Below are 25,469 nucleotides of genomic sequence, written 5' to 3' on the forward strand. Positions count from 1 at the left end.
GGAGCCCGGAATCCATCCAGCGGCAGAGCAAGTGGACGAATGGATTCTCAGATGCGCAATTGCGCATCATAGTTCGGCTCTTCGAGCCGCCCCGGAATGACATCTGGAGACGCTAAACCAGCGACACCAATCCGCCGCCGTGGCGTTCGAGCTTGCCGGCGAGCTCGAGCTCCAGCAGCACGGTGCGCACGATCGCGGGAGAAGCGCCGGACATCCGGACGAGGTCGTCGATTGTAACAGGGGCCGGGCCGAGCAGGCCGGTGATCTGGTCGCGATCATGGCTTTGCGGATCGCTCTCGAACGGCTCGCTGTCGGGCTCGCTCGCGGGATGCATCAGCGGCCGTTCCATGATCGGCTGAACCGCGTTGATGATGTCGGCGGCTTCGGTGACGAGCGTTGCGCCCTGCTTGATCAGGTCGTTGGTGCCGGCGGCGCGCGGATCGAGCGGCGAGCCCGGGACGGCGAACACTTCGCGGCCCTGTTCGGCCGCCATGCGTGCTGTGATCAGTGAGCCCGAGCGGTGCGCCGCCTCGACCACGACGACGCCGAGCGAAGCGCCCGAGATCAATCGGTTGCGGCGGGGAAAGTCGCGGGCGCGCGGCTCATGGCCGAGCGGCATTTCGGAGATCGCAGCGCCGGCGTGGTCGAGGATCGTGGCGAGCAGGTCGCCATGCTCGGGCGGATAGATGCAGTCGTGGCCGCCGGCGAGCACCGCGATCGTGCCGCTCTCGACGCTGGTGCGATGCGCGGCCTGGTCAACGCCGCGGGCGAGGCCCGAGATGACCACGAAGCCGGCTTCGCCGAGCTCGCGCGCGAGCTGGCCGGCGAATTTAAGTTCGGCGCCGGAGGCGTTGCGCGAGCCGACGATCGCGATCATCGGCCGCATCAGGGATTTGGTGTCGCCGCGCAGGGCGAGCAGCGGCGGCGCATCGTCGATCATCGCCAGCCGCGCCGGATAGCCGTCCTCGCCGGGCGCGCGCCAGGCGATGCCGAACTTGCGGCTCGCGGCGAGCTCGGCCTTTGCTTCATCCGCACTGCAGATGCGCCCCGATCGCGCCGCGCCGCCGCGGCGCGCGAGATCAGGCAGCCGCTCCAACGCGGCGCGCGGGCTGCCGAAATGATCGACCAGCGAGCGGAAGGTGCGCGGCCCGACATTGTCGGAACGGATCAGCCGCAGGCGGTCGATGCGCTCGGCCTCGGTCAGCTCCACGCTTCTGTTGATGGCGTCCACGGCGGCTCCTTGCAGCGACAGCATGGAGCAACCTGAGGGCGTTGCGCAACAGGGACGTACGCTTGCACGACCTCGCTGCGATGCTAAAAGCGATCGCAATAAGAAGGATGTTGCCATGATCTCACTTGCCGACCTCCAGCGCCGCATCGAGGCGGGGGAGCTTTCGCCCGATGACGCCATCGCCCAGTCGCATGCGGCGATCGAGGCCAGGGAGGAGGACGTCCAGGCTTTCGTCCGGCACGACAAATCCGGGAAGGCGCAAGCCTCGGGCCCGCTGCGCGGCATTGCCGTCGGCATCAAGGACATCATCGACACCGCCAACATGCCGACCGAGATGGGCTCGGAGATCTATCGCGGCTGGCAGCCGCGCGCTGATGCGCCGGTGGTGATGATGCTGAAGCGGGCCGGGGCCACCATCATCGGCAAGACCACCACGACCGCGTTCGCCTCGCGCGATCCGACGCCGACGCGCAATCCGCACAATACGGCGCATTCGCCCGGCGGCTCGTCCTCGGGCTCGGCGGCGGCCGTCGGCGCCGGCATGATCCCGCTGGCGCTGGGTACTCAGACCGGCGGCTCGGTGATCCGGCCGGCGGCCTATTGCGGGACGGCCGCGATCAAGCCGTCGTTCCGGATGCTGCCGACCGTCGGCGTCAAGTGCTATTCATGGGCGCTCGACACGGTCGGCCTGTTCGGCGCCCGGGCGGAGGATCTCGCGCGCGGCCTCTTGGCGATGACCGGCCGCACGGAGTTCTCCGGCATCAGCCCAGCGAAGTCGCCGCGCATCGGCGTGGTCAGGCAGGATTTCGCAGGCACCGTGGAGCCGGCCGCCGAAGAGGGGCTGCAGGCTGCGATCAAGGCGGCGATGCGCGCCGGTGCCAAGGTGCAGACCATCGATCTGCCCGAGGCGGTGCAGGAGGCCTGGCGCATCCACCCGATCATCCAGGATTATGAAGCGCATCGCGCGCTCGCCTGGGAGTTTTCGGAACGTCACGACGAGATCGCGCCGATGCTGCGCGCCAGTCTCGATGCGACGGTCGGGCTGACGCCGAAAGACTATGACGACGCGCGCCGCATCAGCCGTCGCGGCCGCCGCGAGCTCGGCGAACTCTTCGAAGGGGTCGACGTGCTGCTGACCTATTCCGCGCCCGGCACCGCGCCGGCCAAGGAGTTCGCGACCACCGGCGATCCCCGCTACAACCGGCTGTGGACGCTGATGGGCAATCCTTGCGTCAACGTGCCGGTGCTCAAGGTCGGTGGCCTGCCAGTTGGCGTGCAGGTGATCGCACGCTTCGGCAACGATCCGCTCGCGCTCGCGGCGGCCTGGTTCCTGGAGGACGCGCTGGCGAAATCAGGCTAGCACAGGTTCGGAAGGAGCGAGGGCCTGAGCGGGCGCTGAGGGCGCTGCGCCGGCGCCCGCGCCTTGCCCGAGCCATTGCTCGGCGGCTGCGCGGCCGCTCCGGTGCAGCAGGCGAATGAAGCCGCGGCCGAGATCGGTGGATGAGCGCTGCGCCAGACCGTCAAAAGAGTCTTCCGCCGCGATCCTCGTGAGCCGCAGCGGAGAGGCCATGTGCGACTGCGCCCATTCGATCGCGGCGATCTCGGCCTTTAGCGCGGCGTTGGCCGCGATCTGGTCGAGCCGGCGGTCGATCGCGGCGAGCGTGATCGGCACGTAGCTGTCGCGCGTCGGCGTGACCTGGACCAGCAGCAGATCCGTTGCCGCCGTGTCCTGCACCAGGCGCAGCAGCGGCGGATTGCCGCCAAAGCCGCCGTCCCAATAGGCCTCGCCGTCGATCTCGACCGCACAATGGACTAGCGGAGGGCAGGTCGAGGCCAGCGCGACGTCGGCGGTGATGGCCTCGTTGCCGAAAATCTGCTGCTGCCCGTCGCGGATCCGCGTCGCCGCGATCAGCAGTTTTGGGCACCGAACATGGCGCAGGACGGAAAAGTTGATGTCGCGGGAGACCGCCTGCCGCAGCGGATCGAGATCGAACGGATCGAACTGGCCGGAGCGCAGGGTCGGGCCGAACGCGACCGAGCTTCCCGCGGGCGAAAAGCCGCCGATCAGCATCAGTGAGCGGAACGAGGCCTCGTGCATCAGCCGGACCCAGAACCGGTTCAGCCTGGAACGGGCGCCTTCGCGGCCGCCTTCGGCCAGGCCGCAAGCGAGCAGCAGCGCATTGATGGCGCCGGCGCTGGCGCCGCTGACGGTGTCAATCTCGATGGACGTCTCTTCGAGCAGGCGCTCCAGCACGCCCCAGGTGAAGGCCGCAAAGGTGCCGCCGCCCTGCAGCGCCAGCGAAAGCTTTCGCGGCGGCCATTGCTCGGAACGCGCCCGCGCGGGCGCGACCGGTGCAGCCTTGGTGACGACGACATCGAGCGGAGCGTCAGGTTTAACTGCGGGCTCCGGCTGCGGCGCTGGCCGTGCAGCAGGCGCGGGCAGCGGCGCGTCGGACCAGATATTGGTCGCCGAGAGCAGCCGGCTTGCTGCAGTGCCGGAAGCACCGAGCGAGCCGATCCCGTCATTCACGCCGACAATCTTCTCGCTCATTCTGAGCAACCGCCTAACGCCGTTTCCCGTGTCAGGATGACAGGCATGGAACCCGTTCGCTACAGCATGCCGTGACTCGCACGGCAATTGCGAACAGGATTTGGCATATAATGCAGAAGGGGTGCGACGGTATCCGTACTTCTTCCGATTTCAGATTCTTGTTTGAGGCGTCTTCTTGACGCGAACCGGCATCCACTTCGCCGAAAGCGCTCTAAAGCGCGATGCGATTAGGAATCGTCGTCGCGCTTTAGGTTATTGTTTGAGCATGATCTTTTCGGAAAACCGCTACGCACTTTTCCGGATCATGCTCTAGGCTTTCTCGCCGATCCGGCTTTCCTTGCCCGCTTGCAGGCGCTTGATGTTCTCGCGATGCGCGTAGAACAACAGCAGGGTCAGCACGGCGGCAAGTGCCGACAATGCGAGATGACCGAACCACCAAAGGAACATCGGCGTGATGAATGCCGCCACCAGCGCCGATAGCGAGGAATAGCGGGTGGTGAAGGCGGTCGCCAGCCAGAGCAGGCAGAACACGACGGCGCCCGGCCAGAACAGCCCCAGCAGGATGCCGATATAGACCGCGACGCCCTTGCCGCCTTTGAACTTCAGCCAGACCGGGAAGAGGTGGCCGAGGAAAGCGCCGAGCCCGGCTACCATTGCGGCATAGGGGCCTGCGATGTAGCCGGCGATCACCACCGCCACGGTGCCCTTGAGCGCGTCGAACAGCAGAGTGCCCGCGGCGAGGCTCTTGCGTCCGGTGCGCAGCACGTTGGTGGCGCCGATGCTGCCGGAGCCGATCGAGCGGATATCCTGGGTGCCCGCGAGCCTAGTCAGGATCAGCCCGAACGGAATCGAGCCGAGGAGATAGCCGATGACGAAAGCCACCGGCAGAAACGGTTCAAGCGCCATGGCGGCATCTCCAAAGGCCCATTCTCCACGTCGAACGAAGCCGCACGTCAGACATGCTCATATACCGTTCGTCCGCCGACAATGGTGCGCACCACCCGGCCTGTAAAGCGGGCCTCGTCGAACGGGGTGTTCTTGCAGGGCGACTTGAGGTCGGCGGGATCGACCACCCAGGGCACGTCGGGGTCGATCACGATGACATCCGCGGGGCTGCCGGCGCGCAGGGTTCCGCCCGACAGCCCGAGCAGCTCGGCCGGGCGGGTCGACATCGCGCGGATCAGCGTCTTCAGCTCGATCTCGCCATTGTGCACCAGCCGCAGGCCGGCCGGCAGCATGGTCTCGAGCCCGACGGCGCCGGGCGCGGCTTCCGCGAACGGCAGGCGCTTGCCCTCGACGTCCTGCGGATTGTGGTCGGACATGATGACATCGAGCAGACCGGAGCCGATTGCCGCCACCAGGGCGCGGCGGTCGTCCTCGGTGCGCAGCGGCGGCGACAGCTTCAGGAACGAACGGTAAGGACCGATGTCGTTCTCGTTCAGCGCCAGATGATTGATCGAGACCGAGGCGCTGACGGCGAGCCCGGCATCGCGCGCGCGCTGAAGGATGTCGAGGGAATCGATGCAGGTCAGCGACGCCGCGTGATAGCGGCCGCCGGTGAGGGCGACGAGGCGCAGATCGCGCTCCAGCATCACGGCCTCGGCGGCATTCGGGATGCCCATCAGGCCGAGCCGCGAGGCGAACTCGCCCTCGTTCATCACGCCTTCGCCGACGAGATCGGGGTCTTCGGTGTAATGCACGATCAGCGCGTCGAAATCGCGCGCATAGGTCAGCGCGCGGCGGATCACCTGCGCATTGGTCACGCTTCTGGCGCCATCGCTGAAGGCGACGGCGCCAGCGGCCTTGAGCAAGCCGAACTCGGTCATCTCCTGGCCGTGCATGCCCTTGGTGAGGGCGGCCATCGGCTGGATGTTGACGATCGCGGTGTCGCGGGCGCGGCGCATCACGAAATCGACCGTCGCCGAATTGTCGATCACCGGCGAGGTGTCGGGCTGGCAGATGATGGTGGTGATGCCGCCGGTCGCAGCCGCCTGGCTCGCCGTGGCAAAGGTCTCGCGGTGGCTGAAGCCGGGTTCGCCGACGAAGGCGCGCATGTCGATCAGGCCGGGTGCGACGATCTTGCCGGAGCAATTGACAATGTCGGTGCCCTCGGGGACGCCGGCCGCGCCAATGCCGCGGCGGGTCTCGCGAATGCTGCCGTCGGCGATCAGGACGTCGCCGAGTCCGTCGAAATCCCTGGAGGGATCGACGACGCGGGCATTGGCCAGCAGGATGGGGCGGCGATCGGTCAACATCGGCATCACGCGTTCGGCAGGTTACGGGCGAGCGCTTCCAGCACCGCCATGCGCACGGCGACGCCCATCTCCACCTGCTCGCGGATCAGGGATTGCGCACCGTCGGCGACCGCCGTGTCGATTTCGACGCCGCGGTTCATGGGGCCGGGATGCATCACGAGCGCGTCCGGCTTGGCGTAAGCGAGCTTCTTCTGGTCGAGCCCGAAATAGTGGAAGTATTCGTTCGACGAGGGCACGAAGGAGCCGTTCATGCGCTCGCGCTGCAGCCGCAGCATCATGACGATGTCGGCGCCGTTGAGACCCTCGCGCATGTCGCGCGCGACCTCGACGCCCATCCGCTCGATGCCCGGCGGCAGCAGCGTGGAGGGCCCGACGACGCGGACGCGGGCGCCCATGGTGTTGAGCAGGATGATGTTGGAGCGGGCGACGCGCGAATGCAGCACGTCGCCGCAGATCGCGACCACCAGCCCCTCGATCCGGCCCTTGTTGCGGCGGATGGTGAGCGCATCGAGCAGCGCCTGGGTCGGATGCTCGTGCGCGCCGTCGCCGGCATTGATCACGGAACCGTCGACCTTGCGGGCCAGCAGTTCCACCGCGCCGGAGGCGTGATGGCGCATCACCAGGATGTCCGGGTGCATCGCATTGAGCGTCATCGCGGTGTCGATCAGTGTCTCGCCCTTCTTGATGGACGAGGAGGCCACCGACATGTTCATGACGTCGGCGCCCAGCCGCTTTCCCGCAAGCTCGAACGAGGATTGGGTCCGGGTGGAGGCCTCGAAGAACAGGTTCACCTGCGTCCGTCCGCGCAGGACGGTGCGCTTCTTGTCAACCTGGCGGTTGAGCTCGACATATTCTTCGGACAGGTCGAGGAGGCCGCTGATGTCGGCCGCGGAAAGGCCCTCGATGCCCAGCAAATGCCGGTGGCCGAGGACGAAGGTCGATTTCGATGTCATTAAAAGCAGAGCTATAGGGGCGGACGGCGGGGGGAGCAAGCTTCAAATCCCGCCGCCGGACTTATCCACGGCGCTTTGCGGCGGAGGCGGCGCCGCCAGCCGGTGTTCGGGGCAGCCGCTTTGCGCTAGACTCGCAACATTGGTTGCGTCACGGGCTGGATCATGACGGGCACGCGGTATTTTAATCGACTGGCGCGCAATGTTGCTGCGCTCGCGACCGCGTGCATGGCTGGCCTTGCGACACCGGCTTGGGCCGAAAAACGCGTCGCACTCGTGATCGGCAACGATCTCTATCCGAACCTGCCGGCCGACCGGCAATTGAAGAAGGCCGCCAATGACGCAACGACCGTGGCTGACGCGCTGAGGTCGCTCGGGTTCGACATCGTGCTCGGGACCAATCTTGGCCGCCAGGGCATGATCGACCGGCTTGCGGATTTCACGTCGCGGCTCGAGCCGGGCGATACCGCCGCATTGTTCTATGCCGGACACGGCGTTGCGATCGCGGGGGTGAACTACCTCGTGCCGAGTGACGTTCCCACCGTCAATGAGGGCGCCGAGGCGCGGGTGCGCGGGGCCTCGATCGCCGAGCCCGACGTGATTTCGGAGCTTCAGGCCAAGGCGGTGCGGGTCGCCTTCGTCGTCATCGATGCCTGCCGTGACAATCCGTTTCCGCGCGCCGCGGGACGTTCGATCGGGAACAGGCGGGGGCTTGCTGACGCCCGGCCCGCGCGCGGGATCTTTACGCTCTATTCCGCAGGCATCGGCCAGACCGCGCTCGACCAGCTCGGCAGTAACGATACGGCGCACAACTCGGTGTTCACGCGGATATTCGTCGAGCAGCTCAAGCGGCCCGAGCTGCATCTCGGCGACCTCGCGGTCGAGGTGCGCGAGCGCGTGGCGGCGCTGGCGCTGAAGGCGACGGATGCCGGAGGACAAGCAGCACCGCACGAGCAGACGCCCGCTTATTACGACCAGACGCTCGGCGGGCGCATTTTTCTCTGGAATGCGGAATCGTCGAACGGGGCGCCGAAAGTGGCGGGCATGCTGGCGAAGCCGCCGGCAAGGCTTGCGGTCGCGGAGCGCGCCACCATGCGTCCGCCGCGTCCCTCCGCGGCAGGCGAAAGCTGCGCCCGCAGCGGCTTCGAGACCTATTGCGTCAGCTCGATGCTGAAGCCGCAATTCGGCAATTCGTACGGCGCAGCGAATTTGTTCGACGCCTCTACGGGGACGGCCTGGGTGGAGGGCGCATCCGGCAACGGCATCGGCGAATGGATCACCATCGAGTTCGAAACCGTGCGGCGGGTCAAGTCGATCCACGTGCAGAACGGCTACCAGAAAAGCCCCGACATCTTCGCCAAGAATAACAGGGTTCGCCAGATCCGCGTGCTGTTCTCGGGCGGCGAGTCGCAGACCTTCATTCTCGACGACAAGCTGTCGGCGCAATTGCTGACATTGCGGCCGCCCGTGTCGGCCCATTGGATGCAGTTCATCATCGACGACGTCTGGGCCGGCAACAAATATACGGACACCGCGATCACGAAGCTTCTGGTCAACTCGGATCCGGTGCAATGACCGCAAGGACCGGAACCGCGGCGTGCGCCGCGCTTGTCGTGCTGCTCGCACTATCGTTTCTCGTTCCCGCGCGGGCGCAGACCTTGCCCGGCGACTTCGTCTATCTGCGCGACATCGATCCCAGCATCATCCAGGACATCCGTTACGCCACGTCGAACAATTTCGTCGGCCGTCCGCTCGCCGGCTACGATGCCGGCGAATGCGTGGTGAAGCGCGAGGTGGGGCTGCGGCTGAAAGCGGTGCAGCAGGAGCTGGCGGCGCAAAATCTCTCGCTCAAGATGTTCGACTGCTACCGGCCGGCGCGGGCCTCGCTCGACATGGTCAAGTGGTCGCAGAACGGCCGCGAGACCGCGTCGGAGCGGCGCTACAATCCGAAGATCCCGAAGACCGAGCTGTTCCGCCTCGGCTACATTGCGAGCCGTTCGCAGCATTCGACCGGTGCGGCACTCGATCTCACGCTGGTCGATCTCAGGGCGGACAATTCCGCCAAATATGATCCAGCCAAGACCTATTCGGATTGCACGGCGCCGGTCGAGGCGCGGGCGCCGGAGGGCAGCGTCGACATGGGCACAGGCTACGACTGCACCGACCCGAAGGGGCACACTGCGGCACCATCGATCACTCCGGAGCAGCGTTCCTGGCGCAAGCGGCTGGTGGCTGCGATGGCCAGGCAAGGCTTTGTGAACTATTCGAAGGAGTGGTGGCATTTTTCCCTGCCGGGGACGGGCGGGGCGGCCTATGATTTCCCGATCCAGCCGCGGACGAGGTAGAGTTCGGTTGAAACGGAAGCACCTGCGAGCAGGGTTACCTCTCCCAAGGGGAGAGGTCGGCGCGAAGCGCCGGGTGAGGGGATCAGGTCCCTCGATAGAGCGCAGCCCCTCACCCGCGCCTCCGGCGCGACCTCTCCCAATGGGAGAGGTGGCGCCCGAGCCGAGATAGATTCGATGGAAGCAAAATGACCCAGCCCACATTTGCGACCCACGAGGTCTTCAACCAGTCGCCGCCATTCGAGGACATTGATCTTTTCGCCGTGGACCGACCGCTGATCGAGGCGGTCAGGGCCAATGGCGGCGCAGCGGCCGAGCGTGAGCTCTCGGAGTTCGGCAGGCACTGGGGCTCGGCGGCGATGGCCGATCGCGGGCGCGTGGCGAACGAGAACACGCCGAAGCTGCGCAGCTTCGATGCCAAGGGCAATCGCCGCGACCAGGTCGAGTTTCATCCCGCCTATCACGAACTGATGGCGCACAGTGCGCATGCCGGCGTGCACAATTCTACCTGGACCGCGGATGGCAAGCCGGCCGGCGATGGCGCCGAGGTCATTCGCGCCGCAAAGTTCTACATGGCTGCGCAAGTCGAGACTGGCCACCTTTGTCCGATCACGATGACGCGCGCCTCCGTCGGTGCTCTGGCGATGCAGCCCGACTTGCTCGCGCGGGTGATGCCGGTGCTGTCGACCAAGAGCTACGATCCGAGCTTTGCGCCGTGGTGGCAGAAGCGCGGCATGACGCTCGGCATGGGCATGACCGAGAAGCAGGGCGGCACCGACGTGCGCGCCAACATGACGCGCGCCGTGCGCGACGGGGACGGCTATCGCATCACCGGGCACAAATGGTTCATGTCGGCACCGATGTGCGATGCATTCCTGGTGCTGGCGCAGGCGGATGGCGGGCTGACCTGTTTCTTCATGCCGCGCTTCGCGCCGGACGGATCGGTCAACGCCGTTCAGTTCCAGCGGCTGAAGGACAAGCTCGGCAACCGCTCCAATGCCTCGTCCGAGGTCGAGTTCGTCGGCGCCTATGCCGAAAGGGTCGGCGAGGAAGGCAAGGGCATCCGCACCATCATCCAGATGGTGCAGCTGACGCGGCAGGATTGCGCGATCGCCTCCGTCGGCCTGATGCGCTCGGGGCTTGCGCATGCGCTGCACCACGCCCGGCATCGCAGCGTGTTCCAGAAGCATCTGGCCGATCAGCCCCTGATGCAGGCCGTGCTGTCGGACATGGCGCTGCATGTGGAGGCGAGCACGGCGCTGGTGATGCGGCTCTGCCGTGCCTTCGACCGCACGCCGCACGATGCGGCGGAGGCGGCTTATATGCGACTGCTCACGCCCGCGATCAAATACTGGACCTGCAAGAGCGCGCCGCCGTTCCTGTTTGAGGCGATGGAGTGCCTCGGCGGCAACGGTTATGTCGAGGACGGCATTCTGGCGCGCCATTATCGGGAGTCGCCGGTCAACGCGATCTGGGAGGGCTCGGGCAACGTGATGTGCTTCGACGTGCTCCGCGCGCTCTCGCGCGAGGGCGAGGCGGCGACGGCGGTGCTGCAAGCGCTTGCGGCCGAGACCAAGGGGCTGCCTGGGGCGGGCGAGGCGGCCAGCTTCATCGGCAAGACGTTTCGGCGCGCCGACGGCGAGCGCGTCGCGCGGCTTGCGGTCGAGAAGCTGTCATTACTGGCCGCGACGGCCGCGCTCAATGGCGTGTCGCCGCGCCAGGCCGAATTGTTCGCGGCCACGCGCCTTGCGACCAATCACGCCAGCATGTACGGCGCAGTCGAACTCGACAGCGCCGACGTGCGCGCCCTGCTGGAGCGGGCGCTGCCGTGACTGGGCACGGTCTCTCCGCAGCGTCATGGCCGGGCCTGACCCGGCCATCCACGTCTTGCTGCGCGGCAAGAAGAACGTGGATGCCCGGGACAAGCCCGGGCATGACGATCGCTCGATAGTTTGCGCTCTCCAACGAAAGCCTGCTGATGGACTCCCTCAACCCCGATCATCCGCCGTTGACCGCGACGCCGGCGACACCGCGTGTCTGGAAGTTCTGGGGCACGGCGCTGTGGGGCCTCTTCATCTTCGTCGCGATGTTCGTCGGGCAGATCGGCGCCGTCCTTCTGCTGGCGGCGCAGCGTGGTCTACCCATGGACCTCGCTTCGCTGCAGGTCGTCGGCCGCGAGCCCCAGACGCTTGCGCTCTCGGTCATCATGGGCTTGCCGGCGACACTGGCCGCGGTCTGGCTCGCCATTCGCATCAAGAAAGCTTCGTTCGTCGATTATCTCGCGCTGCATTGGCCGTCCTGGAAGCAACTGCTGTTCGGCGCCGTCGGCCTCATCCTGATCGTGCTGCTCTGGGAGACGATGTCGCGCGCGCTCGGTCGCGAGGCGACGCCGGGCTTCATGACCGATCTGTTGAAATCGGGCCGTGACAAGGGCGCGGCGCTGCTGCTGCTCGCCGCATTCGCTGTGGCGGCGCCGATGTCGGAAGAGGTTCTGGCGCGAGGCTTCCTCTTCCGTGGCTGGTCGGCGAGCTTCCTGCGCGCACCCGGCGCGATCCTGATGTCGTCGCTGGTGTGGACAATCGTCCATCTGCAGTACGACATGTACTTCCTCGCCGAAGTTTTTGCCATCGGCCTGTGGTTCGGCTACATGCGCTACCGCTCCGGCTCGCTGTGGCTTACCATCGTGCTGCACGCGCTGAATAATCTCGCCGCGGTGGTGCTGACGATGTGGCTGGGGAGCTAGGCCGCAACTCCGTCATTGCGAGCGCAGCGAAGCAATCCAGAATCTCTCCGCTGCGGCAGTCTGGATTGCTTCGCCGCAAGAGCTCCTCGCAATGACGAGGTGAGAGAGGTGCGCTCGTCATGACGAGTGCTAAGCCGCCAGCCCGATCGCGATCGGCATCGTAATGGCTGCAAAGATCGTCTGCAGCGTGATGATCTGCGCCAGCAGCGGGGCGTCGCCGCCCATCTGGCGGGCGAGGACATAGGCGCTGGACGAGGTCGGCACCGCCGAGCAGATCGCCACGATCGCCAGGCTGTTGCCGGAAAGCCCGAACCAGAGACCGAGCCCCATCGCGAGCGCGGGCATCAGCAAGAGCTTTAAAACGACGCCGACGGCTGCGCCGAGGCTTGGACGGAAGAGCCCTTCGAGATGCAGGCCCGCGCCTGTGACGAGCAGGCCGATGGCGAGGGAAGAACTGCCGAGCGCGTCTGCAACCTCATGCCAGAGCCTTGGCAGCGGCAGGTGGGTGACATTGAAAGTAAGGCCGATGATGCAGGCCCAGATCAAGGGATTGCGCACCAATGTTATGACGATGGCGCGGCCGGATTGCTTTTCCGGCGATGCGTAACGAGCGAGCACCGAGACGCTGAACACGTTGACGAGCGGGATGATCGCCACCATCGCCACGGAGGCGAGCGCCAGCCCGACATCGCCGAACAGATTGGCGGCGATCGACAGGGCAACGAAGGTCTGCCAGCGCGTCGCACCCTGGAAGATCGACGTGAAGGCGGGGCCGTCGATGTCGAGCCGGGACAGAGCCGGGCGCAATGCGAGGCAGAGCAGCGACATCGCCAGCGCCGACAGCAGCAGCGCGCCGCCGACGCCGGCGACCGGAACTTTCGTGAGGTCCGCCTTGACCAGGGTCTGGATCAGCAGCATCGGAAACAGCACGAAATAGGTCAGCTGCTCCAACCCGTGCCATTGCGTGTCCAGCCGCATCAGGCTGCGCTTCAGCACGACGCCGAGCACGATGAGGATGAAGACCGGCAGCAGCGCCGCGACGACGACGGCCATGGGATCAGCCGGGTCCGGTGCGCAGGTTTGCCAGGCGATCGAGCGCGCCTTGCAGGATGAAGATCGCGGCGTGCTCGTCGATCACCTCGGCGCGCTTGGCGCGGCTGACGTCCATGCCGATCAGCTCACGCTCGACCGCCGCCGTCGAAAGGCGTTCGTCCCAGAGACCGATGGGCAGCGCGGTCAATCCGGCCAGATTTCGCGCGAAGGCGCGGGTCGATTGCGCGCGTGGACCTTCGCTGCCGTCCATGTTGATGGGCAGGCCGAGCACGAAGCCGACCGCCTTGCGCTCCGTGGCGATGGCCAGCAGCCTGGCGGCATCCTGCTTGAACTGCTTGCGCTGGATCGTCTCGACGCCGGTCGCCAGCCGCCGGTCCGGATCGGATACGGCAACGCCAATGGTCTTGGTCCCCAAGTCGAGCCCGACCAGCGCGCCGCGCGCGGGCCAGTGGGTTGCAGCATCGATGAGAGGCAGGATAGGAGCCGGCATGGCTTTAGCGCATATCACGCGTTGCGCTGCGGGGTGAACTGATAACCATGGATGCACTGACACTATTCGGCCTGTTTGCCGTGACGGCGATGCTGGTCTGCTATGCCCTGGAGGATCGCAGCCACTGGTTCGTGCTGCTGTTCGCGGCGTCCTGCGCGCTCGGTTCCGCGTATGGCTTCCTGCAAGGCGCCTGGCCGTTCGGCCTCGTCGAGGCGATCTGGGCCGTCGTGGCATTGCGGCGCTGGTACCTGAAGCCGTAGATCGCCAGAGGGCCGCAAGCAGCGCGCGAAATCGTGATGCACGGCTGTATCGATCAAATGTGGGAAATCTCACACTGGTGATGCTGCAGGCCATGGCATGATGCCGCGTGGTTGCGTGGCAATAGAGTTACAGGTCTAAAGTAGTATTGGGTGCATGCCCCCGATTTCGGGAACGATCGGCTGCGACCGGCAGTCCGGCCCGCCGCTGCAACTTGGCGCCAATTTTTTTGGGGGCGCCGACGCGTCCAATATTCGCCAATCATTTGAGAGGTCATGATGCTCATCAAGCCAAGCCTGATCGCGGGCTCAGAACGGCGATTCAAGCAAGCCGAGTTCTCACCCGAAGCCTTGAACCGGAAATTGGGCGACGGTCCGATCGACATGTCGGTCGAAAAGATGCGTCTGCGCCAGCGCCAGCTGCTGGCCGAGACGCGGGACGTGGAGAAGGCCGAAATTGGCCTGGAGCGGATCATCCAGGGCAATGATCTCGACAGCATCAATTATCTTGCCAAGGGGACCGCAGCCTCGCGCTCGGTCTGCCGTATCCAACTCAGGGATGCCAAGTCGAATCTGCTCGGCTATGGCTCCGGCTTTCTGATCGGGCCCGGTCTGCTGCTGACCAATCATCATGTCTTCGGCCGGCCCTCCGACGCAGCCCATTCGATCGCCGATTTCAACTACGAACTGGACGCTTCGGGACAAGAGCGTGTGCCGGTGAGGTTCGGATTCGAGCCGGGCAGATTCTTCTACACCAATGACCGGCTGGATTTCTCGGTCGTCGCGGTGGCGCCGACCTCGCTGTCAGGCCACGAGGAACTCGAGGATTGGGGATGGCTGCCGCTCAGTGACGCGCCCGGCAAGGCAGATCCGGGCGAGTATCTCACCATCATCCAGCATCCCAGCGGGCAGATGAAGCAGGTCTGCGTCCGCGAGAACAAGCTGCTCAAATATGTCGGTGACTTCCTCTGGTACAATACCGACACGACGGCCGGATCGTCAGGGTCGCCGGCGTTCAACCGCTTCTGGCAGGTGGTTGCGCTGCACCACAGCGGTGTTCCCCGGAAGAATGCGCAGGGTCGCATCCTGACCAAGGACGGCAAGGTGTGGAAGCCGTCGATGGACGAATCCTCGATCGACTGGATCGCCAATGAAGGCATTCGGATCAGCGCGATCGTCGCCGATCTGAAGGTGGCCGTCGGCTCTCACCCTCTGATCAGGCCTGTGCTGGACGAGATGGACCCGCCAGGCCGGCCCGAGATCGAGCGAGCCTTGCGGCCCCCGATTGACGCAACTCCGTACGGCGCCAATGTCTGGGTCGAGCAATCCGTCGACGGCACGTCTCTGGTGGTCCCGATCCGCGTTCCGCTGCCGATGTTCAGGAAGGAGATTCCTCTCGCTCCAACGCCGCCGCTACCGAGCCCGGCGGGAGGTCATGGCAATGGCCGGACGCCGAACGGCGGCACGAACGGCGGCAAGCGGAACGGCGGCACGCCATTGATTGCTCCGCCGACCGGCCTGTTGCCTTACATCAGCGCGAGGAACGGCCTCCCGATGGAGGCCGTGCACATCGATCAGAGCACGCTGAAATCGCGTCCCGGATACAAGGCGAACTTCCTTGGCACCGGCAGATTCTCGGTGCCCTTGCCGAAGATTCCGGCCTCGCTCAAGCCCAGGATCGCGATGCTCAAGGGAAGCTCCAGGCAATCCGAGCTGAAATATTTCAACTACAGCGTTGTCATGAACAAGGAGCGCCGGCTCGCCTTCTTCAGCTGCGTCAACATCGACGGCGGCAAGCAGCAGGACGTCGGCAAGCGCGAGGGTGATTCCTGGCTGCGCGATCCGCGCATCGACGACGATGCCCAGATCGGTGACGAGTTCTACCGCAAGCAGGCCACTTTCGAGGCGGATCGTAGCAAGAATCCGTTCGACCGCGGTCATCTCGTGCGCCGCCTGGATGCGACGTGGGGCGAGACCGTCGCCGCGGCCAAGCAGCATGGCGACGATTCTTTCCATTTCACCAATTGCTCGCCGCAATTCTTCTCGTTCAACCAGGGCAAGCAGCTGTGGGCGGGATTGGAGGATTATACACGCGATGTCCTGCTCGAAGGCGAGGAGAAGGGCATCGTCATGAACGGTCCGGTGTTCGACGGGCCCGACGCCGATGGATCCGATCTGCCCAATCCGGCCGGGCGGCCGCACAAGGATCCAAGCTTCGGCGGCGTCCAAATCCCGAAATATTTTTGGAAGATCCTGATCCGACGCAACGAGGATGACGATGCTCTCAAGGCGGCGGCCTTCCTGATGAGCCAGCGAAAGCAGGTCATGGAGATCGATCGCATCCAGGAGGCGGATCTGCGCGAGCGGATGTCCGAGGAGGATGTCAGCGTCTTCCAGGTCTCGATCGCGGACCTGACGAGGTTGACCAAGCTGGATTTCGGCAATCTCACTGATGCGGATTCGCACGAGGCGACCTCGGTCGGTCCGCGGCGGATCGAGTCCTACGAGGACATTCGACTCTGAGGAGCGCTTGTTTCGCCAAGCAGTGAAACCGACGCGACGTTCGGGTGAGGGCAGCGGTGCGCTCTATCGAGACACTGCAAGACCTCACCCGGCTCCTTTCGACGGACGCGCGTGTGGCGTCAGCGGATCGCGATCGGGTTGATCATGGCCTGCACGGCGCCGGTCCAGCGCGGCTGGCCCAGCACGAACAGGAATTCGTAGCCCTTGTCCCGGGCGAGCGCGGCGGTGTCCATGTTCTCGAGGATATAGGTCCCGTTCATCGCGAGCAGAATCTGGTGGACCTCGAACACGGTCTTGCCTTCGAACGGAAGCACCTCGAGCCCCCAGGTGTCGGCGCCGACCGCGACGACGCCCTTGCCGGCGAGGTACTTCGCGCCTTCGACGCCAAGGCCGGGCTCGCCGGCCGAGTAGCGCTTGTCGTCCTTGCCGATCAGGCTGAGCCAGCCGGTGTGGAAGATGACGACATCGCCCTGGCGGATCTCGACGTTCTGCTGCTTGGCGGCTTCCTCGATCTCCTTGACGTTGAAGGCGGTGCCTTCCTTCACCACGTCGGTCTTGAAATAGGCGGCCATGTCGAGCAGCACGCCGCGGGCGACCATCGGCGGCACCTTCTCGATGCCGAGCTTCTTCAAGCCATTGGGATCGGCGAAATCGGCCAGCTTGTTGCCGTTGTAGTAGACGTGCTCGACGCCGAGATGGCCGAGCCCGTCGAGCTGACTGCCGATGCCGACCCAGCTGTCGAGGATGTCATCGTTGTAAGTGGCCTTGTTCGGACCGAGACCCGGGGTGCCGGCCTGTCCGGGCTGCACGATGGTGAGCTTGAAGGTGCGCGGCGGGTAGGCGGGCGTCTGCGGCGTGACGGGGATGCCGAGGGCGTAGGTCTTGCCGGTCTTCACCAGCGATGCCGCCTTCACCACGAGCTCGGGCGTCATGTAGTTGGCGGCGCCGATCTCGTCGTTCGGCCCCCATTTCGATTTGGTCCAGTCCTGTGCACTTGCGGTTCCTGAAATCGCCGACAACGCAGCGACGCAGCACAACACGAGCGTATTGCGCATCAATAGTCCTCCCGATGTTTCTGCCGGTGTTTGGCTTCGTTTATGGTTTCGCGCTGGCCAGTCACTCATCCTAACGTAGAAGAAGCGGGGGCTTCAAAGCTTTTCGAAGTGCTGCGCTGCGATGGCGGCACGCAGCGCGGATCGATTCAAACGCGATGGATTTGTGACGAATTTCGTGGCGTGGAACGTTGGCGCTCCGTCATGCCGCGATGACGTCCTCGTCCTTCTTCAGGCAATCGGCAAAACCGCTCAGCGCGCTGTATTGATGTCCGGCGCGGCGCTGGATGAAGAGTGTTTCGACACGTGCATGTGACGGGCTCAGCGTGTGGACGGCGACGGCGCCGTTCATCGCGCTGCGTTCCACGACGGCGCGCGGCAGCAGCGTCACGCCCATGTCGGCGGCGACGCAGCCGATCATGCCGTCGAGCGTGCCGAGCTCGAAGCGCGCCGCCGACGGCCAGCCGAATTCGACGAAAATCTGTTCGAGCCGCTGGCGATAGGTGCAGCCGGTGCGGAACACCAGCGCGGTCGGACCCGACTCCGACGTGCCGGCGCGCAGCTCGGCGAGCGAGGCCCAGCGGCGCGCGCTGACCAGCACCAGCTCTTCGCCGAACGCGCTCGTCGTGGAGAGGTCGTCATGCGCGATGGGTCCGGCGACGAAGGCGCCGTCGAGCGTACCGTCGAGCACGCTCGCGACGAGGTCGGCGGTCGGCGCGGTGCGCAAGGAGAGGCGCACGGCCGGGAAGCGGCGGTGGAAATCGGCGAGCAGCGGCGGTAATCGCACGGCTGCCGTGGTCTCCATCGAGCCGATCGCGAGCGGTCCTTTCGGCTCGCCATCGTCACGCGCGGCGAGCAAGGCTTCGCGCGACAGCGCCGCCATTTTTTGCGCATAGGGGAGGAGGCGCTTGCCGGCGCCTGTCAGCGTCATGCCGCGCGAGTGCCGCTCGAACAGCGGCGTGCCGATCTCCGCCTCCAGCGCCTTCACGCGCTGGGTGACGTTCGACTGCACGGTGTTGAGCTCCTCGGCGGCGCGGGTGATGCCGCCGGTGCGGGCGACCGCGGCGAAGGTCTTGATATCGCTGAGTTCCATGGTGTCGTTTCGCTTTTGAGATGGCAGCGTTCGCAACAATTCAATTTTCGAGAATGCTAGTCGCGCCTAGTCTCGCTGTCCAGATCGGGGAGGAGCCATGCCGATGACGACGTCGCTGACCACGCTGCTGGGAATCGAGCATCCGATCCTGTTGGCGCCGATGGATGTGATTGCCGGCAGCCGTCTGGTCGCGGCGGTGAGCCGCGCCGGCGGGTTCGGCATTCTTGGCGGCGGCTATGGCGAGCGGGTCTGGCTGGAGCAGGAGACGGCGAAGCTCGCCGACCTCAGTGCACCGTTCGGGATCGGCTTCATCACCTGGAGCCTCGCCAAGCGGCCCGAGCTTCTCGATGTCGCGCTCGCTGCGAAACCAGACGCGATCATGTTGTCGTTCGGCGATCCCGCGCCGTTGGCGCCCAAGATCAAGGCCGCCGGCACGCGTCTGATCTGCCAGATTCAGGACGAAGCGATGGCGCGGCAGGCGCTCGATGCCGGTGCTGACATCCTGATCGCGCAAGGCACGGAGGCGGGCGGTCATGGCGCTTCGCGCACCACTGTCGATCTCGTGCCCGCCATCGTCGATCTCGTCGCGGGGCGCGTTCCAGTGGTGGCGGCTGGCGGCATTGCGGACGGGCGCGGCCTCGCGGCCATGATGATGCTGGGCGCGAGCGGCGTGCTGCTCGGCACGCGCTTCTATGCTACTCAGGAGGCCGACGGTGCGGAGGAGGCCAAGCGCCGCATCTGCGCGGCGAACTCCGGTTCGACCGTGCGCGGCATCCTCTTCGATCTCTCCCGCAACAATGTCTGGCCGGCGCCGTTTACCGGGCGGTGCCTCGTCAACGATCATGCCAAGCGCTGGATCGGCCGCGAGGTCGAGCTGATGCAGAATGTTGCCGCAGTCGCTTCCGAGTATGCGGCAGCAAGGGCGGCGGGCAATTTCGATGTCGCGGCCGTGATCGCCGGCGAGGCGGTTGGGTTGATTCATGATATCCCACCGGCGGCGGAGATCGTCGAGCGGATTGCGGCGGAGGCGGAGCAGTTGATCGCCGGGCGGAGAAACTCGGCGGTGGCAGCGGCGTAGACTTCCTACCCTCCCCTGGAGGGGGAGGGTCGATCGCGCGAAGCGCGAGCGGGGTGGGGTGACAGTCTCTCCATTGAGGCGGTACCCGTGTTGGGAGATCACCCCACCCCGCTTCGCATTTCGCTTCGCTACATGCGAACCGACCCTCCCCAACCTCCAAGGGAGGGCAAGAAAGAACGAGAGAACAACCATGTGGCCTGACCGTCGACTGATCGATCTCTTCAAGACCGAATTCCCGATCGTGCTGGCGCCGATGGCTGGCGTGATGGATGCGGAGCTGGTGATTGCGGCGGCGCAGGGCGGGGCGCTGGGGTCGCTGCCTTGTGCGATGATCTCGCCGGAGAAGGCGCGCGAGCAAGTTGGTCTCATCCGCCAGCGCGTCAAGGCGCCGGTGAACATGAATTTCTTCTGCCATACGCCGGTCGATCTGACGCGCGAAGCCGAGGCGCGGTGGAAGCAGCGGCTCGCGGAATACTATTCCGAGCACGGTCTCGATCCCTCCGCGCCGATCGCGGCTGCGAACCGCGCGCCATTCGATGCAGCGTTCTGCGAGGTGGTCGAGGAGCTGAAGCCGGAGGTCGTCAGCTTCCATTTCGGCCTACCGGAGCAAGCGCTGCTGAGGCGCGTCAAGGCGGCGGGTTGCCTCGTCATCTCGTCTGCCACCACGGTGAAAGAGGCGGTCTGGCTGGAAGAGCGCGGCGTCGATGCCGTGATCGCGCAAGGAGCGGAAGCGGGTGGCCATCGCGGCATGTTCCTGACCGACAAGATCGCCGAGCAGCCCGGCACCTTCGCGCTGGTGCCGCAGGTCGTCGATGCCGTGAAGGTGCCGGTGATCGCGGCGGGCGGTATCGCCGACGGGCGCGGCATTGCCGCGGCCTTCGCGCTCGGTGCCGCCGGCGTGCAGATCGGCAGCGCCTATCTGCGCTGCCCGGAATCCAAGCTCAGCGCGGCCGGCCGCAAGGCGCTCGCTGAGGCGGGGGACGATTCCACCGTGATCACCAATGTCATGACCGGCCGGCCCGCGCGGGGGATGCAGAACCGGCTGATGCGCGAGGCCGGCCCGATCTCGCCGGATGCGCCGCCATTTCCCCACGCCGCGACGGCGCTGGGGCCGCTGAAGGCGGCTGCCGAAAAGCAGGGCATGGTGGATTTCACCAATCTCTGGGCAGGGCAGGCCGTTGCGCTGGGCCGCGAGCTTCCCGCCGCCGAATTGACCCGGGACCTCGCCAAATCGGCGCTGGGGCGCATAAAGGCCCTCGCCGGATAGGGGGAAGCGCCGGTTGCGGCGCAAAACCGGCCTCTGCTATACGGCACATAGGTTTTGCCGTAAGAGGCCTTATATAATGTCCGTCGACGCCGCTACCGTCCGCCGCATCGCGCATCTGGCGCGCATTGCGGTTTCCGAGGACGAGGTTCCGCATCTGCAGGGCGAGCTCAACACCATGCTCGCTTTCGTCGAGCAGCTCTCGGAGGTCAATGTCGAGGGCGTGGAGCCGATGACCTCGGTCACCCCGATGCAGATGAAGAAGCGGCAGGACGTGGTCGATGACGGCGGGATCGCCGACGATATCGTTGCCAACGCGCCCGCGACCGAAGGTCACTTCTTCCTGGTGCCGAAGGTCGTTGAATAAACAGGTTAGGTTCGATGTGCCTGCTTTGCGACGATGAGAAGGCCTATCAGGCCTACATGAATTACCTCGACAAGATGGAGCGGCAGGGCAAGGCTGCCGATCCCGACGTCGCCGTCAATGCCGTGCTCGACGAGATCGAGGCGGCCGCGAAAGCCGCCGCCAAGAAAAACGTCATGCAAGACGACCCGGCCGACGACAAGACCCTGTCTCCGTTCTTCTGCAGCCCGATCAATAAATGACCGATTTGACATCGCTGACGCTCGCCGAGGCCCGCAAGGGTCTCGCGGCAAAAACTTTCACGTCGCTCGAGCTCACGGATGCGCATCTGTCCGCGATCGAAGCTGCGCGCGTGCTCAATGCCTTCGTGATGGAGACGCCGGACCAGGCGCGCGACATGGCCAAGGCGGCGGACGAGAAGATCGCCAGGGATGAGGGCGGCCCGCTCGCCGGCATCCCGCTCGGCATCAAGGATCTGTTCGCGACCAAGGGCGTGCGCACCACGGCGTGCTCGAAGATCCTCGGCAATTTCGTGCCGACCTATGAGTCCACCGTCACCTCGCAGCTCTGGCGCGACGGCGCGGTGATGCTCGGCAAGCTCAACAATGACGAGTTCGCGATGGGCTCGGCCAACGAGACCTCGTGCTTCGGCCCCGTCGGCAATCCCTGGCGGCGCGAGGGCAGCAACACGACGCTGGTGCCGGGCGGCTCATCCGGCGGCTCGGCCTCGGCCGTGGCGGCGCTGCTCTGCATGGGCGCGACCGCGACCGATACCGGCGGCTCGATCCGCCAGCCGGCCGCGTTCACCGCGACCGTCGGCATCAAGCCGACCTATGGCCGCTGCTCGCGCTGGGGCATCGTCGCCTTTGCCTCCTCGCTGGACCAGGCGGGTCCGATCGCGCGCAGCGTACGCGATGCCGCGATGCTGCTCCGCTCGATGGCGGGCCACGATCCCAAGGACACGACGTCGGTCGATATCCCCGTACCGAATTACGAGGCGGCGATCGGCAAATCCGTGAAGGGCATGAAGATCGGCATCCCCCGGGAGTATCGCCTCGACGGCATGCCGGCCGAGATCGAGAAGCTTTGGGAAGCGGGCGCGGCGTGGCTGAAAGCGGCGGGCGCCGAGCTCGTCGAGGTGTCGCTGCCGCACACCAAATACGCGCTGCCGGCCTATTACATCGTGGCGCCGGCGGAGGCTTCGTCGAATCTCGCGCGCTATGACGGCGTACGCTACGGCCTGCGCGAGCAGGGTAAGAACATCACCGAGCTCTACGAAAACACCCGCGCCGAAGGCTTTGGCGCAGAGGTGCGCCGCCGCGTCATGATCGGCACCTACGTGCTCTCGGCCGGCTATTACGACGCCTATTACCTGCGCGCGCAGAAGGTGCGCACGCTGATCAAGAAGGATTTTGAAGACTGCTTCGCCAAGGGCGTCGACGCCATCCTCACCCCGGCGACGCCGTCGGCGGCCTTCGGCATCGGCGAGAAGGGCGGCGCCGACCCGGTCGAGATGTATCTCAACGACATCTTCACGGTGACCGTGAACATGGCGGGCCTGCCCGGCATCGCGGTGCCCGCCGGCAAGGACGCGCAGGGCCTGCCGCTCGGGCTGCAACTGATCGGCCGTCCGTTCGATGAGGAGACGCTGTTCTCGCTCGGCGAGGTGATCGAGCAGGCCGCCGGCCGCTTCACGCCCGCGAGGTGGTGGTGAATGTCGCTGATTTCATCGCGAGCCTCGGCGGCGCGGCGCCCGCGCCGGACCTGAACGCGCCGCTCGCCGGCCTCTGGTGGGCGGCGAAGGGCGACTGGGACCGCGCGCACACGATCGTTCAGGACGAGAGCAGCCGCGAGGCCGCCTGGGTGCACGCCTATTTGCACCGTGTCGAAGGCGATCTCGGCAATGCCGGCTATTGGTATCGCCAGGCCGGTCAGCCGGCGGCAAAGGATTCATTGGAAGCGGAGTGGGAGCGGATCGCTGCCACGCTGCTCGGGAGCAGGACATGAGCACGGCCACGCACAAGCTTCTCAAGGGCTCAACCGGTGACTGGGAGATGGTCATCGGCATGGAGATCCATGCCCAGGTGACCTCGAACGCCAAACTGTTCTCAGGCGCGTCCACCGCCTTCGGCGGCGAGCCGAACAGCCAAGTGTCGCTGGTCGACGTCGCGATGCCGGGCATGCTGCCGGTCATCAACGAGGAATGCGTCAGGCAGGCTGTCCGGACCGGGCTCGGCCTCAACGCGCAGATCAACCTGCGCTCGGTGTTCGACCGCAAGAACTATTTCTATCCGGACCTGCCGCAGGGCTACCAGATCAGCCAGTACAAATCGCCCATCGTGGGCGAGGGTGAGGTGATCATCGATCTCGATGGCGGCAAGACGGCCACCATCGGTATCGAGCGGCTGCATCTGGAACAGGATCCCGGCAAGATGCTGCACGACCGGTCGCCGTCGCTGTCCTACATCGATTTCAACCGCTCTGGCGTGGCGCTGATGGAGATCGTCTCGAAGCCTGATATCCGCGACGCCGAGCAGGCCAAGGCCTATGTAACCAAGCTGCGCTCGATCATGCGCTACCTCGGCACCTGCGACGGTGACATGGAGAAGGGATCCCTGCGCGCCGACGTCAACGTGTCCGTGCGCAGGCCGGGCGCGCCGCTCGGCACCCGTTGCGAGATCAAGAACATGAACTCGATCGCCTTCATCGGCCAGGCGATCGAGTATGAAGCGCGGCGCCAGATCGAGATCCTGGAGGACGGGGGCGAGATCGAGCAGGAGACGCGCCGGTTCGATCCCAACAAGGGTGAGACGCGCTCGATGCGGTCGAAGGAGGAGGCGCACGACTATCGCTACTTCCCCGACCCCGACCTGTTGCCGCTGGAGTTCAGCCAGGACTTCGTCGACGCGCTGAAGGCGAAGCTGCCGGAGCTGCCGGACCAGAAGAAGGCGCGCTTCGTCGCTGATTTCGGCCTCTCGGCCTATGATGCGAGCGTGCTGGTCGCCGAGCGCGAGAGCGCGCTGTTCTACGAGACGGTGCTCGACAAGCTCGCCAACCGCGCCCGCGACGGCAAGATGGCGGCGAACTGGGTGATCAACGAGCTGTTCGGCCGTCTCAACAAGGAAGGCCGGGATATTACGGCCTCGCCCGTCAATGCCGGGCAACTGGCTGCGATCATCGACCTGATCGGCGAGGGCACGATCTCGGGCAAGATCGCCAAGGATCTGTTCGAAATCGTCTGGCAGGAGGGTGGCGATCCCCGCGCGCTGGTCGAAAGCCGTGGCATGAAGCAGGTCACGGATCTCTCTGCGATCGAAAAGGTGGTCGACGACATCATCGCGGCCAATCCCGACAAGGCGGCGCAGGTGAAGGACAAGCCGCAATCGCTCGGCTGGTTCGTCGGCCAGGTGATGAAGGCATCCGGCGGCAAGGCCAACCCGCAGAGCGTCAACGACCTGCTCAAGTCCAAGCTCGGCGTCTAAGCCTCACGCATTCGAACGAGGTGACGGAGACATTTCGTCACCTCTCTTTCGCCTCCCGGTGCGACGCTCGCGCGCATCCGCGAACGGCAAACGCCATCCCGATCGACGGCGATGCGGCAGCGAATCGCCGCCGCGCGATTCGCCCGAAACGGCGGCTTGAACGCGCTCCGGCGAGCGCCTGCGCCGTTAAGCATGAAAATATTTTCGTTGCCAAAAATCGCGACTCAGAGTCCGCGAAGCGCTTTCGCGAGGCGACCGCACGTTGGTCGATGCGCATCGCCGCGTCGATCGCGCACGATGCGCGCGTGCGGAAAAATACTTGCTGCATAGTGTTTTCGTGCAGTCGCATCGTTCGCGAACGTCGGCGATGCGAGCGCTCTGCATGATCGCAAGTGCACGTCGTACGAAGCGCCTGCGTCGTGCCCGCCAAGCGCAGGCGCCTTGCTGCGTCAACACTTCTTTAAGCGAGAAGCTGTTTTTTTCTTCGTGTTGGTGTATTCGGGATGAGTGCATTCGATCCCCGAGTGCACGCAGCGATTAAAGCCATCTCACACATCGGAGGGCAACATGGCCAAGAAAGCGAAGAAGGCGAAGAAGGCGAAGAAGGCGAAGAGCGCAGTGAAGAAGACTGCGAAGAAGACCCGCAAGGTCGCGAAGAAGAAGTAACTTCGCTTCTGAAGTTGCCGGCTCCAGATAGCCGGCACGTCATCAGCGCCTCCTAGAGGTTCTGGTCGACGATAG

The 25,469-nt window shown here is 65.4% G+C and carries 23 protein-coding genes; 14 read left to right on the forward strand and 9 right to left on the reverse strand.

What is annotated here, in order from left to right:
- Window positions 1–112: 112 nt before the first annotated feature.
- Entirely contained in the window at window positions 113–1,255 is a 1,143-nt protein-coding gene (dprA, locus tag ABIA45_RS06280; protein ID WP_404651403.1) for a DNA-processing protein DprA, read from the reverse strand.
- Window positions 1,256–1,346: 91 nt separating this feature from the next.
- Here dprA and ABIA45_RS06285 point away from each other — a divergent pair, with 91 nt between their 5' ends.
- Window positions 1,347–2,591, forward strand: a complete 1,245-nt coding sequence (locus ABIA45_RS06285) for an amidase (RefSeq protein ID WP_404651404.1) — start codon at window positions 1,347–1,349, stop codon at window positions 2,589–2,591.
- On the opposite strand, the gene ABIA45_RS06290 is transcribed toward ABIA45_RS06285, so the two are convergent.
- From ABIA45_RS06290 to ABIA45_RS06305, 4 genes are all read right to left on the reverse strand, one after another.
- Entirely contained in the window at window positions 2,583–3,782 is a 1,200-nt protein-coding gene (locus ABIA45_RS06290) for a patatin-like phospholipase family protein (RefSeq protein WP_404651406.1), read from the reverse strand. The genes ABIA45_RS06285 and ABIA45_RS06290 overlap by 9 nt on opposite strands.
- 309 nt (window positions 3,783–4,091) lie before the next feature.
- Entirely contained in the window at window positions 4,092–4,688 is a 597-nt protein-coding gene (gene plsY, locus ABIA45_RS06295) for a glycerol-3-phosphate 1-O-acyltransferase PlsY (RefSeq protein ID WP_036015094.1), read from the reverse strand.
- Window positions 4,689–4,735: 47 nt separating this feature from the next.
- Window positions 4,736–6,037: a dihydroorotase gene (locus ABIA45_RS06300; protein ID WP_404655617.1), complete on the reverse strand. Its 1,302-nt coding sequence runs from the start codon at window positions 6,035–6,037 to the stop codon at window positions 4,736–4,738.
- A gap of 5 nt (window positions 6,038–6,042) precedes the next feature.
- Entirely contained in the window at window positions 6,043–6,990 is a 948-nt protein-coding gene (locus tag ABIA45_RS06305) for an aspartate carbamoyltransferase catalytic subunit (RefSeq protein ID WP_128265307.1), read from the reverse strand.
- A 225-nt stretch (window positions 6,991–7,215) separates the two neighbouring features.
- Here ABIA45_RS06305 and ABIA45_RS06310 point away from each other — a divergent pair, with 225 nt between their 5' ends.
- From ABIA45_RS06310 to ABIA45_RS06325, 4 genes are all read left to right on the forward strand, one after another.
- Window positions 7,216–8,562 carry an NADase-type glycan-binding domain-containing protein gene (locus ABIA45_RS06310; protein WP_404540673.1) on the forward strand — a complete coding sequence of 449 codons (1,347 nt, stop codon included), beginning with the start codon at window positions 7,216–7,218 and terminating at the stop codon, window positions 8,560–8,562.
- A complete protein-coding gene (locus ABIA45_RS06315; protein WP_404651408.1) occupies window positions 8,559–9,332 on the forward strand; it encodes a M15 family metallopeptidase in 774 nt (257 codons plus the stop codon). Before ABIA45_RS06310 ends, ABIA45_RS06315 begins: the two co-directional genes overlap by 4 nt.
- Before the next feature lie 185 nt (window positions 9,333–9,517).
- Window positions 9,518–11,161: an acyl-CoA dehydrogenase family protein gene (locus ABIA45_RS06320; RefSeq protein WP_404651409.1), complete on the forward strand. Its 1,644-nt coding sequence runs from the start codon at window positions 9,518–9,520 to the stop codon at window positions 11,159–11,161.
- Window positions 11,162–11,307: 146 nt separating this feature from the next.
- Window positions 11,308–12,072 (forward strand): lysostaphin resistance A-like protein, encoded by a 765-nt coding sequence (locus tag ABIA45_RS06325; protein WP_404651411.1) that lies wholly within the window; start codon window positions 11,308–11,310, stop codon window positions 12,070–12,072.
- 129 nt (window positions 12,073–12,201) lie between these two features.
- Here the strand turns inward: ABIA45_RS06325 and ABIA45_RS06330 are convergent, their stop codons facing one another.
- Window positions 12,202–13,125 (reverse strand): AEC family transporter, encoded by a 924-nt coding sequence (locus ABIA45_RS06330; RefSeq protein ID WP_404651412.1) that lies wholly within the window; start codon window positions 13,123–13,125, stop codon window positions 12,202–12,204.
- Window positions 13,126–13,129: 4 nt separating this feature from the next.
- On the reverse strand, window positions 13,130–13,615 hold the full coding sequence (ruvX, locus tag ABIA45_RS06335; RefSeq protein ID WP_271538123.1) for a Holliday junction resolvase RuvX: 486 nt from the start codon (window positions 13,613–13,615) through the stop codon (window positions 13,130–13,132).
- 47 nt (window positions 13,616–13,662) lie between these two features.
- On the opposite strand from ruvX, the gene ABIA45_RS06340 reads away from it, so the two are divergent.
- Together ABIA45_RS06340 and ABIA45_RS06345 are read left to right on the forward strand one after the other, a co-directional pair.
- Window positions 13,663–13,875 carry a hypothetical protein gene (locus ABIA45_RS06340; RefSeq protein WP_157287544.1) on the forward strand — a complete coding sequence of 71 codons (213 nt, stop codon included), beginning with the start codon at window positions 13,663–13,665 and terminating at the stop codon, window positions 13,873–13,875.
- A 273-nt stretch (window positions 13,876–14,148) separates the two neighbouring features.
- Complete coding sequence (locus tag ABIA45_RS06345) at window positions 14,149–16,395, forward strand: DNA/RNA non-specific endonuclease (RefSeq protein WP_271538116.1); 2,247 nt, start codon at window positions 14,149–14,151, stop codon at window positions 16,393–16,395.
- Between the two features lie 119 nt (window positions 16,396–16,514).
- Here the strand turns inward: ABIA45_RS06345 and ABIA45_RS06350 are convergent, their stop codons facing one another.
- Both ABIA45_RS06350 and ABIA45_RS06355 read right to left on the reverse strand, forming a co-directional pair.
- Window positions 16,515–17,450: a cyclase family protein gene (locus ABIA45_RS06350; protein WP_036025535.1), complete on the reverse strand. Its 936-nt coding sequence runs from the start codon at window positions 17,448–17,450 to the stop codon at window positions 16,515–16,517.
- A 199-nt stretch (window positions 17,451–17,649) separates the two neighbouring features.
- The gene (locus ABIA45_RS06355; protein ID WP_157287546.1) at window positions 17,650–18,540 is read right to left on the reverse strand and encodes a LysR family transcriptional regulator; all 891 of its coding nucleotides are present in this window, start codon (window positions 18,538–18,540) and stop codon (window positions 17,650–17,652) included.
- A gap of 97 nt (window positions 18,541–18,637) precedes the next feature.
- Here ABIA45_RS06355 and ABIA45_RS06360 point away from each other — a divergent pair, with 97 nt between their 5' ends.
- From ABIA45_RS06360 to gatB, 7 genes are all read left to right on the forward strand, one after another.
- Entirely contained in the window at window positions 18,638–19,618 is a 981-nt protein-coding gene (locus tag ABIA45_RS06360) for an NAD(P)H-dependent flavin oxidoreductase (protein ID WP_404651414.1), read from the forward strand.
- A gap of 190 nt (window positions 19,619–19,808) precedes the next feature.
- Window positions 19,809–20,885: an NAD(P)H-dependent flavin oxidoreductase gene (locus tag ABIA45_RS06365; protein WP_404540697.1), complete on the forward strand. Its 1,077-nt coding sequence runs from the start codon at window positions 19,809–19,811 to the stop codon at window positions 20,883–20,885.
- Between the two features lie 76 nt (window positions 20,886–20,961).
- A complete protein-coding gene (gene gatC, locus ABIA45_RS06370) occupies window positions 20,962–21,249 on the forward strand; it encodes an Asp-tRNA(Asn)/Glu-tRNA(Gln) amidotransferase subunit GatC (RefSeq protein WP_404540700.1) in 288 nt (95 codons plus the stop codon).
- Window positions 21,250–21,263: 14 nt separating this feature from the next.
- Window positions 21,264–21,488, forward strand: coding sequence for a hypothetical protein (locus tag ABIA45_RS06375; RefSeq protein ID WP_404540703.1), 225 nt, complete (start codon window positions 21,264–21,266; stop codon window positions 21,486–21,488).
- Window positions 21,485–22,960, forward strand: a complete 1,476-nt coding sequence (gene gatA / locus ABIA45_RS06380) for an Asp-tRNA(Asn)/Glu-tRNA(Gln) amidotransferase subunit GatA (protein WP_271538108.1) — start codon at window positions 21,485–21,487, stop codon at window positions 22,958–22,960. Before ABIA45_RS06375 ends, gatA begins: the two co-directional genes overlap by 4 nt.
- A complete protein-coding gene (locus ABIA45_RS06385; RefSeq protein ID WP_156447234.1) occupies window positions 22,951–23,253 on the forward strand; it encodes a hypothetical protein in 303 nt (100 codons plus the stop codon). Before gatA ends, ABIA45_RS06385 begins: the two co-directional genes overlap by 10 nt.
- Window positions 23,250–24,728 carry an Asp-tRNA(Asn)/Glu-tRNA(Gln) amidotransferase subunit GatB gene (gatB, locus tag ABIA45_RS06390; RefSeq protein WP_275498656.1) on the forward strand — a complete coding sequence of 493 codons (1,479 nt, stop codon included), beginning with the start codon at window positions 23,250–23,252 and terminating at the stop codon, window positions 24,726–24,728. The genes ABIA45_RS06385 and gatB overlap by 4 nt, the downstream gene beginning before the upstream one ends.
- The last annotated feature ends 741 nt before the right edge of the window (window positions 24,729–25,469 follow it).

Source organism: Bradyrhizobium sp. USDA 336 (assembly GCF_044908355.1).
Taxonomy (GTDB): Bacteria; Pseudomonadota; Alphaproteobacteria; order Rhizobiales; family Xanthobacteraceae; genus Bradyrhizobium; species Bradyrhizobium yuanmingense.